The 23,566-nt window shown below is 56.4% G+C and carries 21 protein-coding genes and 4 pseudogenes; 12 read left to right on the top strand and 13 right to left on the bottom strand.

Going from position 1 to position 23,566, the window contains the following annotated elements; translation table 11 throughout:
- Positions 1–18 precede the first annotated feature (18 nt).
- From Q9451_RS20745 to Q9451_RS20700, 10 genes and pseudogenes are all read left to right on the top strand, one after another.
- Positions 19–240 carry a hypothetical protein gene (locus Q9451_RS20745; RefSeq protein ID WP_311165523.1) on the top strand — a complete coding sequence of 74 codons (222 nt, stop codon included), beginning with the start codon at positions 19–21 and terminating at the stop codon, positions 238–240.
- A 188-nt stretch (positions 241–428) separates the two neighbouring features.
- Positions 429–974 carry a carboxymuconolactone decarboxylase family protein gene (locus Q9451_RS20740; RefSeq protein WP_311165524.1) on the top strand — a complete coding sequence of 182 codons (546 nt, stop codon included), beginning with the start codon at positions 429–431 and terminating at the stop codon, positions 972–974.
- 149 nt (positions 975–1,123) lie between these two features.
- On the top strand, positions 1,124–1,819 hold the full coding sequence (locus Q9451_RS20735) for a glutathione S-transferase N-terminal domain-containing protein (protein ID WP_311165525.1): 696 nt from the start codon (positions 1,124–1,126) through the stop codon (positions 1,817–1,819).
- A gap of 20 nt (positions 1,820–1,839) precedes the next feature.
- Complete coding sequence (locus Q9451_RS20730; RefSeq protein WP_311165526.1) at positions 1,840–2,301, top strand: cupin domain-containing protein; 462 nt, start codon at positions 1,840–1,842, stop codon at positions 2,299–2,301.
- Between the two features lie 69 nt (positions 2,302–2,370).
- Positions 2,371–2,604, top strand: coding sequence for a hypothetical protein (locus Q9451_RS20725; RefSeq protein WP_311165527.1), 234 nt, complete (start codon positions 2,371–2,373; stop codon positions 2,602–2,604).
- A 424-nt stretch (positions 2,605–3,028) separates the two neighbouring features.
- Positions 3,029–3,505, top strand: a complete 477-nt coding sequence (locus Q9451_RS20720) for a pyridoxamine 5'-phosphate oxidase family protein (protein ID WP_311165528.1) — start codon at positions 3,029–3,031, stop codon at positions 3,503–3,505.
- Positions 3,506–3,828: 323 nt separating this feature from the next.
- A complete protein-coding gene (locus tag Q9451_RS20715) occupies positions 3,829–4,809 on the top strand; it encodes an IS5-like element ISPa26 family transposase (protein ID WP_024086516.1) in 981 nt (326 codons plus the stop codon).
- 365 nt (positions 4,810–5,174) lie between these two features.
- Complete coding sequence (locus Q9451_RS20710; protein WP_311165571.1) at positions 5,175–5,624, top strand: GNAT family N-acetyltransferase; 450 nt, start codon at positions 5,175–5,177, stop codon at positions 5,622–5,624.
- A gap of 260 nt (positions 5,625–5,884) precedes the next feature.
- Entirely contained in the window at positions 5,885–6,841 is a 957-nt protein-coding gene (locus Q9451_RS20705) for an AraC family transcriptional regulator (RefSeq protein WP_311165529.1), read from the top strand.
- A gap of 147 nt (positions 6,842–6,988) precedes the next feature.
- Positions 6,989–7,093, top strand: a pseudogene (locus Q9451_RS20700) (isoprenylcysteine carboxylmethyltransferase family protein); the annotation flags it as partial.
- Between the two features lie 231 nt (positions 7,094–7,324).
- Here Q9451_RS20700 and Q9451_RS20695 read toward each other — a convergent pair.
- From Q9451_RS20695 to Q9451_RS20665, 7 genes are all read right to left on the bottom strand, one after another.
- Entirely contained in the window at positions 7,325–7,681 is a 357-nt protein-coding gene (locus Q9451_RS20695; protein ID WP_311165530.1) for a YkgJ family cysteine cluster protein, read from the bottom strand.
- Positions 7,678–7,869, bottom strand: coding sequence for a hypothetical protein (locus Q9451_RS20690; RefSeq protein WP_311165531.1), 192 nt, complete (start codon positions 7,867–7,869; stop codon positions 7,678–7,680). The genes Q9451_RS20695 and Q9451_RS20690 overlap by 4 nt, the downstream gene beginning before the upstream one ends.
- Positions 7,832–8,563 carry an IS66 family insertion sequence element accessory protein TnpB gene (gene tnpB, locus Q9451_RS20685; protein ID WP_311165532.1) on the bottom strand — a complete coding sequence of 244 codons (732 nt, stop codon included), beginning with the start codon at positions 8,561–8,563 and terminating at the stop codon, positions 7,832–7,834. Before tnpB ends, Q9451_RS20690 begins: the two co-directional genes overlap by 38 nt.
- Positions 8,564–8,631: 68 nt before the next feature.
- Positions 8,632–9,417, bottom strand: coding sequence for a DUF2971 domain-containing protein (locus Q9451_RS20680; RefSeq protein ID WP_311165533.1), 786 nt, complete (start codon positions 9,415–9,417; stop codon positions 8,632–8,634).
- 122 nt (positions 9,418–9,539) lie between these two features.
- Positions 9,540–10,355 (bottom strand): hypothetical protein, encoded by an 816-nt coding sequence (locus Q9451_RS20675; RefSeq protein ID WP_311165534.1) that lies wholly within the window; start codon positions 10,353–10,355, stop codon positions 9,540–9,542.
- Between the two features lie 78 nt (positions 10,356–10,433).
- Positions 10,434–12,953, bottom strand: a complete 2,520-nt coding sequence (locus tag Q9451_RS20670) for a DEAD/DEAH box helicase family protein (protein ID WP_311165535.1) — start codon at positions 12,951–12,953, stop codon at positions 10,434–10,436.
- Between the two features lie 596 nt (positions 12,954–13,549).
- Entirely contained in the window at positions 13,550–13,813 is a 264-nt protein-coding gene (locus Q9451_RS20665; protein ID WP_210172144.1) for a hypothetical protein, read from the bottom strand.
- 299 nt (positions 13,814–14,112) lie between these two features.
- On the opposite strand from Q9451_RS20665, the pseudogene Q9451_RS20660 reads away from it, so the two are divergent.
- Positions 14,113–15,186: pseudogene (locus Q9451_RS20660) on the top strand (ArsO family NAD(P)H-dependent flavin-containing monooxygenase).
- Positions 15,187–15,341: 155 nt separating this feature from the next.
- On the opposite strand, the gene Q9451_RS20655 reads toward Q9451_RS20660, so the two are convergent.
- The 6 genes and pseudogenes from Q9451_RS20655 to Q9451_RS20630 all read right to left on the bottom strand — a co-directional run.
- A complete protein-coding gene (locus Q9451_RS20655; RefSeq protein ID WP_311165536.1) occupies positions 15,342–15,683 on the bottom strand; it encodes a copper-binding protein in 342 nt (113 codons plus the stop codon).
- Complete coding sequence (locus Q9451_RS20650; RefSeq protein ID WP_345960719.1) at positions 15,680–18,838, bottom strand: efflux RND transporter permease subunit; 3,159 nt, start codon at positions 18,836–18,838, stop codon at positions 15,680–15,682. The genes Q9451_RS20655 and Q9451_RS20650 overlap by 4 nt, the downstream gene beginning before the upstream one ends.
- Entirely contained in the window at positions 18,835–20,298 is a 1,464-nt protein-coding gene (locus Q9451_RS20645) for an efflux RND transporter periplasmic adaptor subunit (RefSeq protein ID WP_311165538.1), read from the bottom strand. Before Q9451_RS20645 ends, Q9451_RS20650 begins: the two co-directional genes overlap by 4 nt.
- Entirely contained in the window at positions 20,295–21,551 is a 1,257-nt protein-coding gene (locus Q9451_RS20640; protein ID WP_311165539.1) for a TolC family protein, read from the bottom strand. Before Q9451_RS20640 ends, Q9451_RS20645 begins: the two co-directional genes overlap by 4 nt.
- Before the next feature lie 89 nt (positions 21,552–21,640).
- Complete coding sequence (locus tag Q9451_RS20635) at positions 21,641–21,991, bottom strand: hypothetical protein (protein ID WP_311165541.1); 351 nt, start codon at positions 21,989–21,991, stop codon at positions 21,641–21,643.
- A gap of 78 nt (positions 21,992–22,069) precedes the next feature.
- Positions 22,070–22,989 (bottom strand): annotated as a pseudogene (locus Q9451_RS20630) (MFS transporter); the annotation flags it as partial.
- A 224-nt stretch (positions 22,990–23,213) separates the two neighbouring features.
- Here Q9451_RS20630 and greB point away from each other — a divergent pair.
- Positions 23,214–23,543 (top strand): annotated as a pseudogene (greB, locus tag Q9451_RS20625) (transcription elongation factor GreB); the annotation flags it as partial.
- Between the last annotated feature and the right edge of the window lie 23 nt (positions 23,544–23,566).

The following is a 23,566-nucleotide window of genomic DNA, read 5'->3' as shown; positions in this document are numbered from 1 at the left end:
CTGATGAAGGAGTCACCAATGTCAAATGCCGTCATCGAATGCATCCTAAGCCGCAGCGCCGCCAAGTATTACGACCCTGCAGCCACCCTGATCGGTTTCGACGCAGAAGCGGTGCACCGCGAGTTCGGCCTGGCCGAGGACGAAGTGCCGGTCATGCTGTTGTCCATAGGCGCCGAGCGTCCAGGTAACTGGGCACAGAAGCCGCGCCGTCCGCTGGATGAGGTGTTGGATCTGATCTAGATACTCGCGGCGACCGTGATCGCGCCTAACAACTATTCGGTCTTTAAGTGGGAAGTAACCTTAAGGGAACTTCCACTTGAAAGCCTAACCAACTTCGACCCAAGACTTGGGCACGAAGTAACCCAATGGATAGTTCCTACGTGAACTTTCCTCAATTAGTGAAACCAGTAACTGAAAGGAAGACAACGATGCAAAGATCTACTGCTCTGAAACCGGAACAGGTTCCGGCTGATTCGAAAGCGACTCTCGATATGTTCACCAAGAACATCGGATTCACCCCAAATATGATGGCGATCTTCGCCAAGAGTCCGATCGCCTTCAACGCGTGGGCCACCCTGCTCGGTTCCTTGAGCAAGGCGCTTGACGTGAAGACCCGTGACAGCATCGGGCTTGCTGTATCCGAGGCGAATGGCTGCAACTACTGCCTGGGGGTTCACAGCTTTACGGCCGAGCACATGGCCAAAATGCCGGCCGATGAAGTCATTCTCGCTCGTCAGGGCCATGCTCGCGACCTGAAGCGCGACGCCGCGATCCAGTTTGCGAGCAAAGTTCTCGAGGCCCGCGGCAAAGTCACCGACGCCGATCTCGGAGCAGTCCGCGAGGCCGGCTACACAGATGCGAATGTCATGGAGATCGTCGCATTGGTTGCCATGTACTCCCTGACGAACTTTTTCAATAACGTGTTCGACCCCGAGAAGGACTTCCCCGTCGTTACTCCGGCAGGGGCGATCTGACCTCTATACGCTCGCATCGACCATCTCCGCGAGTCGTGGAAGGTGTCATCTCATGCGAGCGTAAAACCAAAGCCCGGAGGCACCCAGGAGCGAATCTTGGAAACGCATCCGGGCTTTACGTATGACCCAACAGGTCTAGGAGGAAGAAAGTGACACTCCATCATCCAGTTTTTACGCGCTGGCCTGCGCAGTACCCCGATCGGCTCCAGCTCTTTTCCTTACCGACGCCCAACGGAGTGAAGGTCAGCATCATGCTGGAGGAGACGGGCCTTGCCTATGAGCCGCACCGCGTCGACATCATGGCGAACGAGAACCACCATTCGGCGTTCCTCGCGCTCAACCCCAACGGTAAGATTCCAGCGATCTACGATCCTGCCGGTCCGGGCGGACGGCCGGTGGCGTTGTTCGAATCGGGAGCAATCCTGATCTATCTCGCCGACAAGACAGGGCAGTTCCTCTCCCTCGATCCCAACACGCGCTACGAAACGATCCAGTGGTTGATGTGGCAGATGGGCGGTGTCGGGCCGATGTTCGGCCAAGTCGGCTTCTTCAACAAATTCGCAGGCAAAGCCTATGAGGACAAGCGTCCGCTCGACCGCTACGTAACCGAGTCAGTTCGGCTGCTCGGTGTCCTCGACGAACGGCTTGCGGGCCGCGACTGGATTATGGGCGCTGCCTATAGCATCGCCGATATTTCGCTGCTTGGCTGGGTACGTAACCTGATCGGCTTTTACGAAGCGCGCGAGCTTGTCGGCTTCGACCGCTTTCGTCATGTGCAGGCGTGGCTTAACCGTGGCCTCGCGCGTCCGGCGGTGCAGCGCGGACTGGCAGTGACAGCGGCCTAAAGCAAGGCCAGCTGGAAGCAATGAAGGACAAAGACAAACCGATACTCAGAGAGACTCAGTCCATGACGATCCGAAACTTCATCGCCGCCACCTGTGCGACCCTCGCCACTTCGATTGCAGTCCCCGTTTTGGCCCATGATGACCAAGCGGAGACCGTCAAGAAGAACTTCGAAGCGGCCATTCCTAATATCCCGGGCAAGTCGCTGATTGCCGTGGAAGTCGATTACGCACCCGGGGCGGCCTCCCCGTCCCACACCCATGCGAGGTCGGCCTTTATCTACGCATACGTGATCTCGGGGGCGATCGAGTCGAAGGTGAATGATGGCGAGACGATCATCTATCGGGCAGGCGACACCTGGTCCGAACAGCCGGGTGCGATCCATTCGATCAGCCGCAACGCGAGCAAGACCAAGCCGGCAAAGCTTCTCGCCGTCTTCGTCCTCGACACCAATGACAATCCGTTGACCACACCGGTTAAATAACGTCAAGAACGCAAACCTTGCGAAGGTTCACGTGGTTATCAAGGAAAGATCTAGGAACAACCTGAATACGTGTTCGGTCTGCAACACACGGAACCGAACCAGGGCCTGTTCGTGCCGCTCTACACCCACTTCCTGCACAAGTGGAACGAGCCAGGTCACTGGGAGTACGACTTCGATACGACCGAGCTGGTCAGACGGGATGCGGCAACCGGCACGGAGATAGAGCGCATTCCGTTCGGACTCCAGGCACTCGCGTCGGGATATGTCGAGAAGCGACTTCCGGTGGCCGGGCAGGGTGCTTGAGGCGAATTCAGGATGTCTGGCGCACTGGAGGAGGCGCGAAATCGTGTCTGGTCAACCTTCAAATCGGAGGACGAACTATGGTGTATTGGCTTTGTGCATTGCTGTGGGGTTTGGCAAACTTTGCGAAGGGTTCACATGGTTATCAAGGAAAGACCTATACGGACCAAACGACTGGATATAACCAAGTGCCCCGAACTGGCGGAGTTAATGGCCATGTCCTGCAGGCGGCTGCCTGCATAACTGGTATAGCTAGTCTAGCTTCGTGTCTCACAGATCAAGAACTTCGTTTATTGGCTCGACAAGCATACTCACGATGTCACGAAGACAGACGAGTCGATCGAGAAGCTCACCTTGGGATTAACAATTAGTCAGTTCTGGTGAGCAAGGCATGGAGCATGCTCAAATTCTTTTCAAGCGAGGGTATATGACCGAGATCAATGCCGACATAGAGTCGATCATCAAACAGGCAATATTATCGTTCGTCGCGACAGTCAACCCGGACGGAACGCCTAATCTTTCGCCGAAGGCGTCCTTGACGGTCAGGAACGGCGCTCTCTACTTCGCCGATATCGCATCGCCCGGGACGATACGGAACTTGAGGCGCAATCCCGCCGTAGAAATTAACGTAGTCGACATCTTCCAGAGGCGTGGTTATCGATTCAGGGGCCGTGCGTTGATACTACCGCCAGGCAATGACGAGTATTTGATGATCGCGGACTGGGTTCGTGCGACAAATGGCGTAGAGTATCCTGTCAATCACGTTGCCAAAATCGAAACCACTTCGATTACGGCATTGCTTTCGCCGGCCCATGTCTATGCCCACCCTCTTCGAAGTCAGGACGAGATCAGGAGCACCTACTACCACAAGTACGGTGTGACCCCCATCAGACGCGGTGAATGACGCAGAGACTCGTATCTATCGGGGCGAATAAGTGTTGGTCCGAACAACTAGACGCGATCCATTCGATCTCCCGTTACGTGCACAAGACCGAGCCGGCACAGCAGACTGCACTCTTCGTCGTCGACACCAATGGCAATGCGGCCATGCCTAACAAGGCGTCACGATGAGCCCTCTTTTCTCGCCAGTGATCAATGCGGAAATGGGCGATGTTACCACAATCTAGGTGGCAGCGACGGCCGCCACGCGTAGCAGCTAAGGAAATCCTGAAAAAGACTTCCTGATTTGGCAAAATCCCCGGACACCAATCGCCGAGCTTTTCGATGATGAAACAAATGACCTTCGCCGATGCCGAGTACGCCGGTAAGCGCAAGCAGACCCGCAAGGAGCTGTTCCTGATAGAGATGGATCGGGTCGTACCCTGGGAGGGTTTGATTGCTCTGATCAAACCTCATTACCCAAAGGGCGAAGGGGGCCGTCCAGCCTATCCGCTGATGGCGATGCTGCGGATTCATCTAATGCAGAACTGGTTCGGTTACAGCGATCCGGCGATGGAAGAGGCGCTGTACGAGACGACGATCCTGCGCCAGTTTTCCGGTCTGAGCCTGGAGCGAATCCCGGATGAAACCACCATCCTCAACTTCCGTCGCCTGCTGGAAAAGCATGAGTTGGCCACCGGTATTCTCGGCGTGATCAATGGCTATTTGGGCGACCGTGGCTTGTCACTGCGACAAGGCACCATCGTCGATGCCACTCTGATTCATGCGCCCAGTTCGACCAAGAACAAGGACGGCAAACGCGACCCGGAAATGCATCAGACCAAGAAGGGCAACCAGTATTACTTCGGTGCCAAAGCTCACATTGGTGTCGACGATGAGTCCGGGCTTGTGCACAGCGTGGTGGTCACTGCGGCCAACGTCGCGGACGTAACCCAAGTCGACAAACTGCTGCACGGTGGTGAGAACGTGGTCTGCGCTGATGCGGGCTATACCGGTGTAGAGAAGCGTGAAGAGCATGAGGGGCGCCAAGTCATCTGGCAGATTGCAGCCCGGCGCAGCACTTACAAAAAGCACGGTAACCGCAGCGCGTTATACAAAGCGATACGTAAGATCGAAAGAGCCAAGGCCCAGGTTCGCTCCAAGGTTGAGCATCCATTTCGGGTGATCAAGCGCCAGTTTGGTTATACGAAAGTGCGCTTCCGAGGCTTGGTGAAAAACACTGCTCAGATGGTGACGCTGTTCGCCCTGTCGAACATTTGGATGGCGCGTCGACATTTGCTCTCCAATGCAGGAGAGGTGCGTCCGTGAAGAGTGAAGTGACTGCTGCGAGGTGCTTGCAGCGGCAAAAAAGGCTGAAATAGACGGCAGGTTTGACCGGGATTTGAGCGGCTACCGTTTTTTGAAAGTGTCGATGGCGAAGTAGCCGGAAAACAGGGGCTACTTCAGACCATCCCTAAGTAAAGGGTTGCGGGGCTCGCACGGTGAAAGACTTGTGAGCACTGGGTGAGTAGGGCGATGAGGCAGCTGCGTCACCCCTCTTTTCGGCCGACGAATCGGCGCCGGACGGATTGTCGGTGCAGATTGCTTCGATTGCCCGCTGGAGGTGTTCGGCCATGTCCGCTCAACTGTCTCTATACAGCAGAGGGCAGCTTTCCAATTTTCAGGAGCATTTAATGCAATCAGTCGAGATAAAAGCCGTTGATAACAGCGATTTTGATATTTGGCTTCCGCTGTGGAAGGGCTATCAGCGATTTTACGAAGTGGATATCCCCGAGTTCGTGACATTGAATACTTGGGCCCGCTTCTTGGACCCGGTCGAACCGATGCATGCGGCACTTGCCATGGTCGACGATCAAGCGTTGGGGCTGGTGCATTCGATCTACCATCGATCTTCCTGGACAACAGAAGACTATTGCTATCTTCAGGACCTGTTTGTTGCTGCCGATGCACGCGGCAAGGGTATCGGCCGGGCGCTAATTGAGCATGTCTATGATGATGCGAAACGTCGTGGGGCGTCCCGTGTGCACTGGCTGACACACGAATCCAACCATAACGGCATGCAGCTTTACGACCGCATCGCTGCTCGCTCGGGTTTCATCCAGTACCGAAAACTATTTGCCTGACACGTTGATGCCTGTCCGTCCGAGGATCTGTTCGGTGCATCGCTACCCTCTGCGATCCCGGCTATTTCGCAATAGAAAGTTGCTAGGTTGGCGCGCAACTTTCATGACGGCGCCGCCCGCGAGAAAGAACCCGGCGCCGACCAGTTTCCGCAAAGTTCGCGCGCCGTTGGTCTAATCAGCGCACGCACTCGGACCTGGGGCGTACAACCGGTGTGCAACTGCAATAAGATGCTTTAGCGTTTCAAGTTCCCCGAGGTCTTATGTCCCAAATCGACTGGCTGAGCAATCTCCTGCAAATGATCACCATCACCGGTCGGCTGGAGGTGCGCTGTGCCTACGGTGCCCCATGGCGCGTGGAGTGGGCTCAGTCCGCGGCGCACGAGATTCCCTACCACGTCGTGCTCAAGGGCCGGGCCATTATCGAACATCCGGAGAGGGAGACGGCCAGGGAGCTGGTGAGCGGAGATATCGTGCTGTTGCCTCACGGGTCGGCGCACGTACTGCACGATGGCAGCGGCCATCCGCCAGGGCTTACCCGCAATCGCCAAGGTTCTGCAGGATGGATACTCAGCGAGAATGATGGCCAGGGCGAGCATCTGGACCTGTTGTGTGGGCGATTTTTCATCGGACCACCCCATGATCGGCTGATTCGCAATTATCTCCCCACCAATCTGGTGGTACGGGCCATGGACAGCCAGAGTGAAGAGGGCATCGTGTCCGCTTCGAATCACCTGGCCAGTCTCGTCGGGCTGATGCGCATGGAGTCCACAGGCGACAAACCAGGCGGACGCGCCATCCTCAACGCGCTTAGCTCGGCGCTGTTCACCCTGGTACTGCGCGCGGCGAGCGAATCCGCGCAAGCCTCGGCAGGCTTGTTGGCGCTGGCCGGCCATCCACGGCTGGCCCCGGCCATTTCAGCCATGTTCGCCGATCCGGCCCGGGCGTGGAATCTGCCTGATCTGGCCGACTTGTGCAGCATGTCACGCGCCACCTTCATGCGGCACTTTCAGGACGCGCTGGGGCGCTCGGCCGTCGAACTGTTGACCGATATCCGAATGAGCCTGGCCGCAAACGAGCTGAAGAAGCCTGCGATAACCACCGAGGCGGTGGCCGAGTCTGTCGGATACCAATCCGTATCGGCATTCCGGCGTGTGTTCACCGACAGGATGGGGATGACGCCGGGACAATGGCGCAGTCAGGCACGCAAGGGCGAGTAATTCACTTCGCTTTCGGTGGGTAGTCTTGATGAGGTGTTAAATGCTGAGCAGGCCATCCGTCTGAGCAGAGCTCGTTCAGTTCTTGTCTAACAACGGCGCGCTGTCAGACATGCAGACCCACGAGCAACTGTCCTGGGGTCAAATTGGATGGGAATGAATCGCTTCCAGATCATTCCGGAAGAACGCGCACTGGCGTCCCTGTTTGGAAAGGACTTAATGACCTATCAAGCGCGGGGTCGCAGGTGGCTGTAGGGCCGGACCGGGCCGTTCCCGCTGCCGTTGCCGTTGCCGATCTGGGCGTATAGAGCTAATTGGCGAAAAGCGGATTCACCAGCACGGAGTGCAAGCGATGCCGATGGAGAGGTAGTCTGGTTTGCAGGCGAGACGTGGTGAACATTCTGTCGCGCAGCGATCTCGCCACGGGAGATGCTGAAGGTGTCTGTGCAGTGGCTTCTACCACCCAAGGCTCCTCGCGCTGGCCGGCTAAACCAGTACTTGGCGGGTGCTGGCAATCAGTTCATGCACCTGGCGTACAACATGCGCCTCCGTCGGCGTTTCCGGCCCACGACCGCGTGGGCAGGGCAAGCTCGGGGTAGTCCCGAATAGGCGACAGATCAACGGGCGCTGCTCGTAGGCTTCGCAGCCTTGCGTACCGAGATGCACGCAGTTCCATTGCGCTAAAGCTGCGTCATGCTCAGCGTCACTTTTTGCGGGTAGTCGCGACATTTCCTCGGACGACACGGTCACTGGGCCGCAGCAATCGTGGCAGCCGGGCTCGCAGGCGAATGCCGGGATCTGTCGACGCAACTGGTCGATCTTGCGGCTGGTCGTACAGCTCACTTGATGGACCAACCCGTGCCGGTGTTCACCATGCGCGGATAGCTATGCGGCGCCTCAATCCGTTCCTTCAGTTTGGCCGCGAACTCCCTGGCGCAACGCTCGTGGCGAAACTGCACCCGGCGGATACCAAAGCGGACCGTCCAGCTCTCTTCACTCTGGCTGGTCAGATGCTCGACTTTCACTGACATGACGGTGCCTCCAAATTGGCCGGCGGTAGTGAGGATCCAGATCAAAGGACGTTGCGTGCCGAAGCCTGAGGAACACGAACAGCACCGGGTTGAACACTTCGACCTTGATGTCCAGCTCGACCAGCGCGGCCAGACCGTTGATGGATTTGCGGAAGTCGACGGGCTTGGGATAGAGGTAGACCTTCTGCACCTTGGCGTCGGGACGCATCATGGTGGTGAGCTCCAGCGAGAAATGGGGGCTCAGCATCGACGGTGCTGTGGGGCATTTGTAGGTGGGGTTTCCCTGCTGGAGTTGCTCAGTGGCAAATTTGTCATAAGCGGCGTGTGTGCTGCGGTAATTGTAATTCAGCTCAGCGATATCCCTGACGTATACCAGGCGCGTGAGCTTTCCACGCGAGGCGCGGATGTCGGCGATTAAGCTACCTAATGAGCACACGCTCCTCGGGCCGCGAATAGGCTCGACCTCTACGAGTCTGCGGATACCCTGCATAGTTCCTGCCCAGAATCCGCTAGCTAGCATGTCCATGATCAAAACGTTCAGCTGTTTTTCACCGCAGACCGTGGGGGCCTGGCGCACCATTTCTACGACACATGAATACGTCGCGATGTCCCACGCCATTTGATTCAACGCCTTAGTGATGGCGTTCTCTTCGGTCTCAAAAACTCGCTTCCATTCCGCGATTCGCTTACGCATTGATTTCACCCCTTGGTTCCACGCGTACAAACCACTTAGTCGCAGTAGCTTCGAGGATTACGAACGCCTCAAAAAACCAACTGCTTTGGAGCAAGGTCCCATGAGGTGTCATCGACTTCGAGCTGATGAACCGGGCAGTTAAGAATTTGGAGTTCAAGACGTGCAACAGGGTCGCTGGCTAACGAATTTTTTGCACCTAGGTAAACGGCCTTGATGGGAACTTTTTGCCGATACAAGTGCAAGCCAAGGGGCAAGCCTTCACCTGAAACGTAAGCACGAAGTGGGTCTCCTAGAAAAACCTCGTTTTCTTCGAGCAGGTTGTCCGCGATCTTTACGACGCGTACTTCTTCCTCGTAAACCCAACTGGCATGCTTTGTCAGGAACAAACGCCGAGCCAGTGCTTGCTGCTCGTAGGTCTGGGTAGCCGGTGCTCCAAAGCCTTGCTGGTAGACGCGCTGCAGTGTATCCATGGTTTCGGGTGTCATTTTGAATGGCGATTTTGTGTGCGTGTAAATGACGTCTCCCGTATCCGCAGGGATTAGGTTGTACTCCTGCGAATTCAGGAACTGACCGCTAACGTCATAGGCGATGACCACGCCGGTATGTTCTTTGCCATAGTGAGCCCACATCAGGGGGTTAAACGGGCTACGGGTCAAGCTGAGGATCACGATCTGGTTCTTCAATTGCTCAATCTGATCGCGCAAGGTGTGCATCTTCGATAGCGGCCCATCGCCGTTGGATAGAGCGGTTAGTTCAAAAGGATCATTGAAGTTCGAAGGGGTACGAAATCCCAGTCTGCGGCTTTTCAACGCCTCGCGACCGCCGCGTGCATCGTAGTATTTATACAGAATCATCGATCTGTCTCCTTGAAGTTTTCGAACAACATCTCACTACTAACCTGCTCTTGCTCTGATTGACCTGATAATTCAGGTTGACGGCTTTGATTTTGTCAAGTTTGTATGTTGGTGGTGCAGTGCTAAGGTGTGCAGTTTAGTGCGGTTGCATCAATTCCTGCTCGTATTTTAGGGGATGACCAGTAACGCTTTAGCTCTAAGTTGGCAGATATGGCGTCTAGAGCGGTTGTTAGTTCAGGTATGGTTTCTTGTACGAATCTGACCTTTGCTGGTGTCGTATCCTCGCCGTGTATGGCTGCGGAACATATTGCATATATTTCCATAATTGGTGATACGAGCTCTTGGGGCAATATTCCAAGTCCGGCCAATTCTCGAATGATTCGGTTTATCGGTTCTTTGCGATTTGTAATGTTCTGAGCATACGGTCTGTAAATCTCCCTGATTCGACTTTCCAGTGCATATCTGCCAGCGAACAGGGTTTTAGCATCATCGGGGATGTCTTCGTTGTCGCGAGAATGCTTTTCGGTTGGATTTTTCTTAGGGGGTTCTCCAGATTCTGACATGTATTCAGATACCGCCCGTTTAACCGCTTCACCTATATCGTGTAGCTTAGAATCTGGTGCGGGAGTCAAAGGGAATCCAATATTGGTTATCTGGCGTTGATCGTTGCTTTGTTGTATGGACGATTTAATGGATGCAATCTCTGCTGACATGTTTTCTTTTAATTGTGTTACTTCTTTTTTGAGTTTTACTCCTGGTAGCTCAATTTCGGAGTAAAACGGCCCGATACTCAGCGCTACCCAAACCACGAAAGCAAGAGCGTCGAACCATGAGGGTGTCCCTGATTGGAGTTTGTCTAGCCGGCTGAATAAGTAGTAGCCGATTAGCGCTAGCAAAGCTAGCCACCACAGTGTCTTGAAATGCTTATGGATATCCATATTGCCAGTACTCGAAAATACAAATTTGTGCGAGAGGCTAGGGCTACTTAAGCTTTAGCCCTAGCTGACGCTCTCTGCTTAGTCTTTATGGTCCCGTACAGCTACAGTAAAGTCTTCAATAATTTTTGTGGCGGTAAGGCCATAGGCATTTAAGTTTTCATTAATTTGCCGTTCAGACAGGTCTTTAAAGTCCTGGTGCTCAAAAGTTTTAAAGAAGTTAGAGATCTGGATCTTGAGTTTATTCAGTGGTTTTTCTTTCAGGACTACCACTTCATTTAGAAACGCACCTGCACTCTCAAGGTTGTTGCTTGGGTGGACGATGATATTCAGGGACTTGCCGCCGTTATAATGCTTAGTGAACCAGGCGCAAGATCTGTTCATTTGTTCTGATTCGCGCTTGTCGATTTTCGCTTTGTTAGGGAGTGCATCGTTCTTGCACTCCCATAGCAAATAATCAGTGTCGTTAACTGCCCAAAGGTTGTCGGGACCTTCTTTCCAAATCTTGTCGGGGCGCTCACCTTTGAAGCCTAATGCAAAGCTGAGTTTGTCTAGCGCATCTTCGAATTTGTCTGCTTTCTTACCAAAGCTTAATGTGTCCAAGATTTCTGTTAGGTGTAGGTTTAATTGCTCGTAGGAGCCAAAGTTGGCAGTCCAGGACTTAATGCGCTCCAGCCTGCCTTGGCTTGACGTTGTGAGCTTGCTGAATGAGACTCCAGATATCGGTGCAAGTAATAAAGGATTTGAACGGTGAGCGACGACTTGGTACTTATTCGATTGATCGCGCTGATGCAAATAGCTATACCGAGCCATGAGCTGGAGATACCAGCCCCGGTCTTCCTGTCCCAAAATATTGGAGTCAACGATCGCTTGGATGGCAGCAACGGCTTCGGTATGTTTACCTTGCTGGTAGAGTAGCTCCGCGTCCAGCTCGTCTTTATAGATTTTGAGCAGCAGCTGGTTTGCGCCTCGTTCTTTTACTGACTGCATTCGTTGAACGTAATAATTTTTCCAGCCGCTATCTCTTTGTAAGCTTTGACTGAGCATTCCGATAAATGCTTTTCGAGGGTCTGAAGCGCTGACATCCTCTCGAGCCATCATCGAAATTTCGATGCCGATTTCTAGTTGCGTAGCAACCTGAGACGAGAGGTATTTTCTAGAGTTTTTATCTCGGATGAGTCGTATTAGCTCGGGTCCAGTTAGGACTGCGGCAGCGTAATCTTTTTCCCCCCGTACGCATCTACCGAGACCCTGCTCGACAGATCGTACCGCTCGCATCATTGTGGCCTCAGCATCTGGGCGACAATCTTCTTCGTACAAATCAACAAGGTTTTGGGAGTACGGCTTCCCATCAAAAATCAAGATCCGACAGTCATTATCTGGTAGGTCAATTCCATCGTACCTATTGACTAGCACCAAGGCTTTCTCATAATTCTTATTTTTGAGCTCAGCCAATCGTAACTGGATGCTTTCCGCATCCGCAATTAATGCCCCGTAGCTACTCCAGTCTCTACTATTATTAAAGCTGTTGACTAATGCAACTCGGCCAAAGTCTGTCTTGGGCCAGGCGTTGCCAAAATATTTCACCAGAGTCTCTCTATCCAAAGACTCGTCCATGAGGGACGGGATAAGGACCATTTTTTCCCCGGACCATTTTTCTTTGGCATAGGTTAGCGGTGATGTAATTGTCCCTGGAGTGAGCCTTAGCCCCTTAACAAGAAAAGCGTCATCAGTAACTGTAGCCGACATGAAAATTCGGTGGTTGGCCTTCCAGTAGGATCCAAACATTTCGAGTGGTGCTATATATGGCTCAATTTCAATGCTGGAGCCGGAAATTATACACTGGCACTGATTTAGTCGGTCTTTAATAAGTGGCCAAGTATATCGAATGCTTTTTTTATCCTGGTGTCGAGACAGTATTCTTGCGATTTCTTCAATGTTGTCTAACCATGCCCAATATGGAACGGGAAGGTATGAGCCGTACCTCTTGTTTTCGATGTCTGCAAAAGTCCCTTCACCCTGTCTTGTTAAATGATGAGCGAATAAAGATAACAACTCGCTGTAAGCGTGCTCGTCTTGAGGTATTTTAAGGGAGCATGCGCTTCGGATTCTGTCGGCGCAGGCATGGGCATCATCCATTAAGATGGATTCAACTTTGAGGGATCTAGCTCCAAGTGAGAATTTTGTGACGCCATTGAAAAGCTTTTGGACAGATGTGACGTAAATTTTTTCGCCGCTTGTAAATTCGTCAGGTATGTCGTCGGAGTCATCGCATACTTTAATGCCGAATAACTTCGCTTGCTCTTTTGTCTGGCTTATAAGTAAGTTGTCAGGGCATATGTAGAGTGCGGGGCCTTTTTTTTCATTTATCAAAGACTGCAGCATCAGCAGTCCTATTAATGTTTTGCCTTGGCCAGTATGCAGCTTAACAATTGTGTCTCGTTGAGTGCGATGGTTTGTGTGCCATTCGGTAAGAACTTCTTGCTGTGCCTCTCTCAGAGGACCTTTGTCGCTAGCTCTGTCCAACGTTTCATAAAGCTCGAGCGGGTCAATTTTGCTCTCTTGTGAGATATTCAAAAGCTTCGAATTGAAGTCGACCATCTGACAATTCCTGCTCCATGTGCGCTGCCTGCACGGTTGATGTAAAGCACGGTCGCCTTCAGCCTCAATAGACGTCCCTGCCTAATAGCAGCGTCAAGCTATCATTTCGAGTGGCACATGGCCATTGCTAGCTTTTTGCTTGTATCACTCTCTGTGAGGGCATTGTCAATAGTCAGCAGGGGCTGAGCGTCCAATGCGAGGGGCTGGATTTAGAAAACCTGCTTGCCTTATGTCAGGCGATGCAAGCGGCCAGCAGTGTCATGGATGGGCTAGCATGGCTGGATCATCTCGGATGCTGAGCGGATGGAAGCTTTTTGGATCGCAGGGGTGGAGGGTGCAAGTCACTCCCAAGCCACTCTCCCACTTTCCCAAAAAGTCGAATGCAGCGATTTTGCAGGCTTAGCAATGACATAGATGATCGCTCGTTTGAGCGCGTGATGGTCCGGCCGCAACAATTTTGGTTCTCCTGATCAGCCACCAGCGTATTAATGCGTGGATGTTGACTCTGAAGCCCTACCCGGAAGAAATCCAAGGACCGTTTTAGGCGAGCTGGCTCCGCGTAGCCCCGCAGGAGCAGTCATGCGGGGCTGTGTGTATCAATCCTCGCCTGGCCCTTTGGGTTCGCTATCTATCTTGCGCTTGATGATCCGCACTGCCTCATCGACCGACTTGCCCTCATTGATCAGTTGAACGAGGTCAGTGTGCAGGTCGGAGCGTAGTTTTGGGAGACGTTTGAGGGCCGCCGCGACATCCCGCTCCTTGGAGTCAAAAGAGAAGTTGGGGTTGATCACCGTCAACCCAGGCGTCGGGAGCGAGTCGTCTTTTTTGTCAGGGGTGTTGCTTTCGTTGCTGGAGGACATCAGGTTTCTCCGTTGAGGGAACCCGTAGGCTACAAACTATCTTGCCCTGCCGGCAAGGCGCGTTGAGCGCTGCCGATTTGCCGCGAGCTGGCCACCTACATGCGGGAGGAGGGCCGGAGGGTAGTTGCGATCATTCGACCATCTGTTTGCATTCGACTCGACCACCCAATTGCATTCGGCTTGATCAGTCGGTTGCGAACAGTGCCACTTAGTGTGCCTGAGCTGGGTATGGCTTTGGTTAGAATTCAGCTCCGCTTTCTGAAATGATGTTCCCCATCACTGTTTCGAAGGGGGTTGGAATGACGGCTTATGGAGAGCGGGTGTGGGATGTAGTCATCATTGGCGGGGGCAAGCGGCTTTGGCAACTGCCTATTTCCTTCGCCGCACGGAGCTTTCGTTCATCGTGCTCGATGCCGAGGAGGCGGCCGGCGGGGCTTGGCGACACGGTTGGAATTCCCTGCGGCTGTTCTCGCCGGCCACGTGGAGCTCCATTCCCGGTTGGATGATGCCAGCTGTCCAGGATGGCTATCCGTCTCGCGAGCATGTCATCGACTACCTGACCCAGTATGAGGCGCGCTATCAGTTTCCAATCGAACGGCCAGTGCGCGTCACCTCAATCGAGCGCGTTACCGGCGCGTTACGTGTCCATTCAGAGTCTAGCCATTGGGATGCCAAAGCTGTGGTCAGTGCCACAGGTACTTGGAGCAATCCGAACATACCTTCCTACCCAGGCGCTGAGCTGTTCCGTGGCCAACAGCTGCATTCGGCTGACTACGTTGAACCGCAGGCCTTCTCTGGTAAACGCGTGCTGGTCGTCGGCGGTGGCAACTCCGGCGCGCAGATTCTCGCAGAGGTTTCAAAAGTAGCGGATGCGACCTGGGTAACACCCACCGATCCACTCTTCCTACCTGACGATGTGGATGGCCGAGTGCTGTTCGAGCGGGCTACGGAGCGCTGGAAAGCGCAGATGGAGGGACGTGTTATTGAGCAGCCGGTCGGCGGTTTGGGCGATGTGGTGATGGTCCCGCCTGTAGTGGAGGCGCGAGAGCGAGGCGTTCTGCACGCGGTGAGACCCTTCGCTCGTTTCACCCCTGACGGTGTGGTCTGGGCAGACGGCTCGGAGACCGCAGTCGATGCGGTGATCTGGTGCACCGGGTTCAAACCCGCCTTGGGACACCTCCAGCCTTTGGGTTGTTACTGAGCAAGGGCGTGTAGAAGTCGAAGGGACCCAATCTGTGAGTGAGCCTAGACTGTGGCTGGTCGGCTATGGCGAGTGGACTGGTTCTGCCTCGGCGACCTTGATCGGAGTGACCCGTACAGCCCGCAGCACCGCTGCTGAGATCGAGCGTTTTTTGGTGAAGGTGGAGGCCTGAGCTCCCCCATTTTTCCAATGTGATCATCTGGAAAGCTGGGAGTTTTGTTGGGATAGGTGGTCATCTGCTGCCCAACTCCCGAGCATTGCTCGGGAATTGCCTATGGCGATCAGTGCTGTGGGCGGTTTCTCGCTGATAGTTATGGGCTAGACGATTTACTCCTTACGGATATCAACAATCGTCGCGCTGCTGCCGTCCATCCTGAAGTCAAACGCTACCTTATCTCCCACCTTCAACTTTTCCAGCTGCTGCGCGGTGGCCTTGAAGCCCATGGTCATGGCTGGCCATTTCAGCGCCGCCACCGGCCCATGCATTAGGGTCACTTTGCCGCCCTGGGCGTTTATGGCCTTTACCGTCCCTTCAGCGTGAGCGGCAGGTGATGATTGGACTTCCTTCATATCCATACCATCCATGTTCATCCCGGCCATGGGGTCTTGAGCTTGTGCGCCTGATGCAAAGGCGACGAGCAGTGCAACACTGAGGTAGAGCTTCTTCATCGGATTTCTCCTGGTGTGGAATCGTGAGTGACTACAAGAGCGCGGCGCTGGATCAGCCAATACGCTGCGGGAATAACGAAGAGAGAGAGCAAGGGGGCGGTCAGCATTCCGCCTACCATGGGTACGGCGATGCGGCTCATCACTTCGCTGCCGGTCCCGCTGCTCCAGAGAATGGGCAGCAAGCCTGCAACGATCACTGCCACGGTCATCGCCTTCGGCCGGATGCGCTGTACCGCGCCCTCGCGAATGGCTTTAAGCAGAGCTGGCTGAGTGGGCTCACCATTGGCCTGTCGCTCGGCCCAAGCGTTATTCAGGTAGATCAGCATGATCACCCCGAACTCCGCCGCGACCCCGGCCAAGGCAATGAAGCCAACGCCGGTGGCTACCGACAGGTTGAAACCCATCAGGTACAGCAACCACACACCGCCGGTGAGGGCGAAAGGCAGAGTGCCCATGATCAGCAGCGCCTCACCTAGGCGCCCAAAGGTCAGATACAGCAGGACGAAGATGATGGCCAATGTCGCCGGCACCACCCAGGCCAACCGAGCGTTGGCGCGCTCCAGATACTCGAACTGGCCTGAATAGCTCAGACTGACGCCTGGATCGAGCTTCACTTCGCGGTCAACTGCCTGACGCAGGTCGGCGACCACAGACGACAGATCACGGCCGCGAACGTCGATGTACACCCAGCCAGAGGGGCGGGCGTTCTCGCTCTTGAGCATCGGCGGGCCTTCGGCAATTCGCACACGGGCCAAGGTGCCGAGGGTTATCTGGCCACCTTGAGCGGTGTAGATTGGTAGCTGACGCAGTGCCTCGACTGAATCGCGCCATTCGCGGGGGTAGCGGACGCTGATCGGGTAACGCGCCAGGCCTTCCACCGTCTCCCCGATGGTTTCGCCACCAATGGCGCCGGCGACAATGGCTTGCACGTCGGCGATGTTCAGGCCGTAACGGGCAGCAGCCTGGCGATCGATGTCGAGATCGACGTACCGTCCGCCGGTCAACCGCTCGGCCAGTGCCGAGGTCACGCCAGGTACAGTCTTCGCTACCCGTTCGACGGCCAGGGTCGTGCGGTCGATCTGCGCCAGGTCGCTGCCGGCCACCTTTACGCCAATCGGACTCTTGATGCCGGTGGCGAGCATGTCGATACGGTTGCGGATCGGCGGAATCCAGATATTGGTCAGGCCCGGTACGCGTACGGTGCGGTCGAGTTCCTCGACCAGTTTCTCGCTGGTCATTCCTGGCCGCCACTGATCCTTGGGCTTGAGCCGCACGATGGTCTCGAACATCTCCAACGGTGCAGGGTCGGTGGCCGACTCTGCGCGACCGGCCTTGCCGAACACACTGACGACTTCCGGCACCGTGCGGATCAGTCTATCGGTGCGCTGAAGAAGCTCCGAGGCCTTTTGCGCCGACAGGCCTGGCAGGGCCGAGGGCATGTACAGCAGGTCACCTTCGTCCAGCGGCGGCAGGAATTCTCCACCCAAGTGGCTCAATGGCCACAGGCTGCTGAGCAAGATCGCCAGCGCGCCCAACAGCGTCAACCACGGCCTACGCAGTACGACCTCCAGCGCCGGCCGGTACACGCGAATCAGCCCACGGTTGAGTGGATTACGCTGCTCGGCAGGCAATGGCCCACGGATCCAGTAGCCCATCAGCACCGGCACCAATGTCACGGCCAGCCCCGCTGCGGCCGCCATGGCGTAGGTCTTGGTGAACGCCAGGGGCGCGAACAGCCGTCCCTCTTGGGCCTGCAAGGTGAACACCGGCACGAAAGACAGGGTGATGATCATCAGGCTGAAGAACAGCGCCGGCCCGACCTCCACGGCGGCATCTGTCATGACCCGCCAGTGCTCGGCTCCTCTCAGCACCTGCCCCGGATGACGGGCATGCCAGGCCTCGACCCGTTTGTGCGCGTTTTCGATCATCACCACAGCGGCATCGACCATTGCGCCAATGGCGATGGCAATGCCGCCCAGAGACATGATGTTGGCGTTGATGCCTTGGTGCCGCATGATGATCAGCGCGATCAGCACCCCCACCGGCAATGACACGATCGCAACCAGCGACGAGCGCAGGTGCCACAGGAAGGCCGCACACACCAGTGCGACCACGATGAACTCCTCGATCAACTTATGACTGAGGTTGTCCACGGCGCGGTCGATCAATTGGCTGCGGTCATAGGTAGTCACCAGCTCGACGCCGGCGGGCAGGCTTTTCTTCAGTGTTTCGAGCTTTTCCTTCACACGGGTGATGGCTTCCCGGGCATTCTTGCCGCTGCGCAGGATCACCACGCCGCCCACGGCTTCGCCTTCGCCGTCCAGCTCCCCAATGCCCCGCCGGGCTTCCGGCCCGAGTTGTACTCTGGCAACGTCGCCCAGCGTCACCGGCGCACTGTTGGCAGCCAAGCGCAGGGGGATGGCGCGAAAGTCGTCCAGCGTCTTCAGGTAGCCTGAGGCCCGCACCATGAATTCCGCCTCACCCTGTTCCAGCACGCCACCGCCCGTTTCCTGATTGGCCTTGCCGATGGCGTTTGCGACCTCGCCCTGGGTGATGCCGAGACTGGCCATACGCAGCGGGTCGAGTACCACCTGGTACTGCTTGACCATGCCGCCAATGCTTGCCACTTCAGCGACATCCGGTACGGTCTTGAGCTCAAAGCGCAGGAACCAATCCTGCAGGCTGCGCAGCTGTGCCAGATCATGCCTGCCACTGCGGTCGACCAAAGCGTACTGGTAGATCCAGCCAACGCCTGTGGCGTCAGGCCCAAGTGCTGGCTTGGCTGAGGCCGGCAGGCGCGACTGAACCTGACTCAGGTACTCCAAAACGCGAGAGCGCGCCCAATACAGATCGGTGCCATCCTCGAACAGCACGTATACGAAGCTGTCGCCGAAGGCGGAAAAACCGCGCACGGTCTTGGCTCCCGGTACCGAGAGCATGGTGGTGGTCAGCGGGTAGGTGACCTGGTTTTCGACGATCTGGGGTGCTTGTCCTGGGTAGGAGGTGCGGATGATCACTTGGGCGTCTGACAGATCGGGCAAGGCATCGATCGGCAGGCTGCGTAGCGAAAATATCCCCCAGGCCACCAGGAACAAAGTGGAGAGCAGAACCAGTATGCGATTGCTCACTGACCAACGAATCAGTTTTTCGATCATGGCTGGTTCTCCAGCGCATTGATCTGCTCGATGACCATGCCATCGTCGCGCTCCCGAATACCAAAGTGGATACGCTCACCCACCTTGAGCCCGGTAATCAGCGTGGGGTCGGCCACTGGAAAAGTCATGGTCATCCCAGGCATTCCCAAGGTGACAAAAGGCCCATGGGCGATGGTCAGCTGATTACCTTCAATTTGTACAATTTGACCGTCTGCTTCATGCAACTCGGGCATTTGCGAGGCGGCCGATGAGTCCGAGGCGGTGGTCGCCTCGATACCTTTTAGGCTGGCTTCGGAGTCGATCAAGAACTGTCCGGATGCCACGACTTTTTGCCCGGCCTGCAGGCCTTTCAAGATGGCAACCTGGCCGCCGTTCTCCTGGCCTAGCACCACCTCCACTGGGCGGAAACGGCCTTGGTCTTCGGCCACCATCACCAGATCACGTTTGCCCGTGCGGATTACGGCCTCGGCGGGTAGCAGCAGGTCATCGGCGTTCTCGCCTGAGCGCAGCGCAACCTGCGCGGTCATTCCCGGCCGTAGCCGACCATCTTTGTTGGGTAGCTCAATGCGCAGGCGCAAGGTACGGCTTTGCAGGTCTGCATCCGCGAGCAGAGCTGTCAGTTTGCCTAGAACGGTCTCGCCGGGATAAGCCGGCAAGTGGGCCTCTACTGCTTGCCCCTCGCGCAGGCCACTTGCCTGAGCTTCCGGCACAGCGGCTTCGAGCCACACATTCGCTATGCCATTGATGCGGACCAGGGTTGCGCCAGGTGCCACGGTCATTCCTGGACGCAGGTCCAGCGCCTGGATGACCCCGGCGCTCGGTGCTACCAGTGTTACCAGGTTCTGCACCTTGCCGCTGCGTGCGACCCGGTCGACCAGTTCACCCGGCATACCGGCCAGCAGCAGCCGCTGGCGTGCTGCAGCTAGCAACTGCACATCACCCAAGTGGCGCAGCGCGAGAAACTCTTCCTGCAGCCCAGCCCATTCCGGAGCCAGTACATCCGCCAGAGGCGCGCCTTTGGCCACCACATCCCCCGTGGCTCGGCCATAGGTGCGCTCAACGAAGCCTGCGGTGCGTGCCTGGAGCACACTGAAATCCCGCTCATCGAAGGCCAGTACGCCGCTGACCTGCAGGCTGCGCTGCAGCCGGCCACGGCTCACCGTCGCCAGGCGTACCCCAAGGTTCTGTTGTACGCCTTGGCTGATTTGCACCGTAGGCTGCACGGGATCTGTGCCTTCTTCGGCGTATTTCGCTTCCAGTTGCATGTCCATGAACGGCGACTTGCCGGGCGCTGGGAAGTGTTGCTGCGGGTACATCGGGTCGTACCAATACAATGGCTTCTGTTCCGCTGTTGCTGCGGGTGCTTGTGCAGGTTGCCCAGGATGCCCCAGCCAATAGCCTGTCCCGGTGCCAATGGCCAGGGCGAGTGCTGTGATCAAACCGATAGACGTGTTGTTCATGCACGCACCTCTCCATATACGAAGTGCAGGCGAGCGGCGGTCGCCGCCAGCTGCCCTTGCAGGTCGATATCCTGTAACCGTGCTTCGATGCGTTGACGCCGCGCTGTGACTACCTCTTCCAGCGCCGACTTGCCTGCCCGGTAGGCGGCCAAGGCCAGGCTGACGCGTTGTTCGGCCAGCGGCAGCAAGGTTTCGCGGCTGCGCGTCACCGCCCTTTGCAGGCGTTGGTACTCCGCCAGGTCAGCTTCGAGCTGCGCGGTGTGCTCACGCAGTGCTGCTTGCTGTTCGTCCTCCAGTTGCCTTACCTGGGCCTGGCGAGCGGCAATCATCGGGTCTTGCCGCGACCCGCTGAACAGTGGCAGCTGGAAACTGACCTGCACGCTGACCATGTTGCTGAATTCGGGCCCGCGGCGTTGGTAGTCAACCTGCCAGCCCCAATCCGACTTTTTCTCGGCGATGGCCTGCTGCACCTGAGCTTGGGCCTCACGGGTCATGGCCCCATAGGCGGCCAACTCCGGATGGGCGTGCAGGGTGTGCAGGTAGTCAGGTGCGCGTACCGGCCACTGCGGAAACGTCGGCGCTTGTAATGCGTCGGCATCCTGTCCGATCCAGCGTTTAAGTGCGGCGCGGGCCTGGGTGGCTTGGGTCAGTAGTTGGTCCTTCCGCTCTTCCAGCTGCGCGGCCTCCTGGCCCGGGGCCAGGGCATCGGCGGAAGCGCCGCCCCCTGCGGCCAGGCGTGCACGTACCGCCGCTGCCAGCAGGCGGTTTTCGTTGAACAGATTGTCGAACTGCTGCAGTTTGCGTTGCAGGGTGTACGCGGTAATCCAAGCTTGTGCCGTGGCTGCACGCACTTTCAGACGCTCGAACAGCGCTTCGGCACCCGCCCGCTCGACCGTGGCCTGAGCGGTTTCGACCCGCGCTTTTCGTTTGTCGCGATTGGGCACCTCCTGAGAAAAACCGACTACCTGCATGGTCATGAAGTCTCGATTGGTACTCCATCGATCGCTGCCGTCCACCGGCAGGTTCTGCACGCCAAGATTCAGTCGTGGATCGGGTAGTTCACCCGCTGGCACAACGGAGTGACGTGCAGCGGAAGCCTGTTCCTGGCGTGCTTGAAGCGAAGGTGCGTTGCGCTCGGCAAGTTGCAGCGCATCGTCCAGCGTGAGCGAATTCGCCTGCGCCGATAGCACCGGCAGCAGGAGTGCCAGGGCGGCAGAAAGCATCCGCCCTGAATGGGAACATAGGGGAGTCATGAAGATGATTCCTCGAAAAAACCAGCGCACAGGCGCATGTCATCGTTCAGCCGCCGAGGCAGAACGATGGTGTGAGGTTTACGAAGGAATCAGGTGCGGGGAGGACGCCAATGATCGGGGGGAGCCCTGGTCAGAAGGCCTTCGCCATAGGTATCGACGGGGCGGGGAGTCGAGAAGGTGAGCGCGGGCTCGAGCATGCTGACCTGCAATGTGCTTGCAGTACTGCATTCCTGGCCGATTTTGCAGGCCTTGTTGGCGTGCTGAGAGGTTTTCCCCTGATCCTGGTCCTGACAGCAGTCGTGCTCCATCCCTGCCATCATCTGCATGCCCATGGTTTGCATGGGGCAAGGCTCGATGGCTGAGTCGACTCCCGCCATCCCGTTGAGAGGAAGCGAAAGTACGAGCATCAGGATAGTGAACAGTCGCAGGATGCGGATCATAGGGGCGAGTGTAGGTGATATTGGTTAGCGCAGCATTAACTGCGCCTTTCTTAAGAAAAACGCAATTACTTCTGTTTACTACTGCGACGTTGCAATCACCTCAACGTGCTTGGGTAAAGCAATAGAGATCAGGGCTGCGAGTAGCACGAAGGCCGAGGAAATCCATAAACAAGCTCCCAGCCCGTAGGCTTGGAATACCCAGCCCGAGAGCAGCGTACCAACCAGGCGACCCAGGGCGTTGGACATGTAGTAAAAGCCCACATCCAGCGAGACCCCATCTTCCTTGGCATAGCTGACGATCAGGTAGCTGTGCAGCGATGAGTTCACCGCGAATAGCACACCAAACAGCATCAACCCACCCAGCAGCACTACTTGAGCTGACCAGCCTGCCGACAGGCCCACGGCGATGAGCGCAGGTAGCCCGGCCAGGGCGATTGCCCAGATGAAGGCTGCTCGGCCGTCGGGTACATGACCACGCTTCTTGCCGGTGATATGGGGGGCAAACGACTGGACAATGCCGTAGCCGATTACCCACGCGGCCAAGAAGCCCCCGACCAGCCAGAAATCCCTGGACAGCATGTCGCGGAACTTCGGCTTGGCCTTGGCCTTGCCCAAGTCCTTTTTCAGCAGGATCAGACTGCCGATCCATATCAGGGCCAGCACCGCCGCCATGGCCAATACCGCCTGGGTAAAACCGAGCAGCGCAAGCAGTGCTCCCCCGAGGAAGAAGCCCACGCCTTTGAGCGCGTTTTTCGAGCCCGTCAGGATGGCTACCCATTTGTAGAGGGTGCCTTGCTGGCTGTCCGGCACCAAGAGCTTGATGGAGCTCTTGGCGCTCATCTTGTTCAGGTCCTTGGCGATGCCGGAGAGCGCCTGGGTGGCCGTCACCCATGGCACCGTCAGCGAGGCTGCTGGTACCGTGAGCATCAGCAGGGCAACCACCTGCATTCCAAGGCCGAGTTCATCGTGCGGTTTAACCCCAGGCGGACGCCGAGGTAAGGGGCTTACAAATTGGCTGCTTACGGTCCAAAAACAGAGGGGGCCGTACTGATCGGCTCCAACCCACGGCGGCCGCTAAGCCGGCGTAATCGCACCGAAGCTAGGTAGCTTCTGCTTTGATCTACGACGAAGCCAACCGAAGATGATCTGGAGCGTTTGTATCGTAGGGCCATCCTACGAGGACTAAGCCCTGTGAATAGTATGCTTCGATCTGGGGCCCTAATATCAGTACAACAAGAAGCTACTGCGCGAAATCGACCGCCGAGTGCGTTACCTGCGCAAGCGCCTTGAAGATGTGAAGGTGGTGGCGTACTCGCCGCAGCAGGAGGGCAAAGTGTTTTTCGGTGCCTGGGTCGAAATCGAGAACGATGAGGGCGAGACCATGAAGTTTCGCATTGTCGGCTATGACGAGATCTACGGGCGCAACGATTACATTTCGATCGACTCGCCCATGGCCCGTGCCTTGTTGAAGAAGGAGGAGGGCGATGAGGTGGTGGTGCATACACCTACTGGTGAAGCGACCTGGTATGTGAACAGCATCAGCTACGGGTGATGAGTTGACGTTACCTGTGCCCG

It is taken from the genome of Pseudomonas sp. NY8896 (assembly GCF_039634505.1).
The sequence above is the reverse complement of the archived record's forward strand: the minus strand, read 5'-3'. Positions and strand labels throughout refer to the sequence as shown.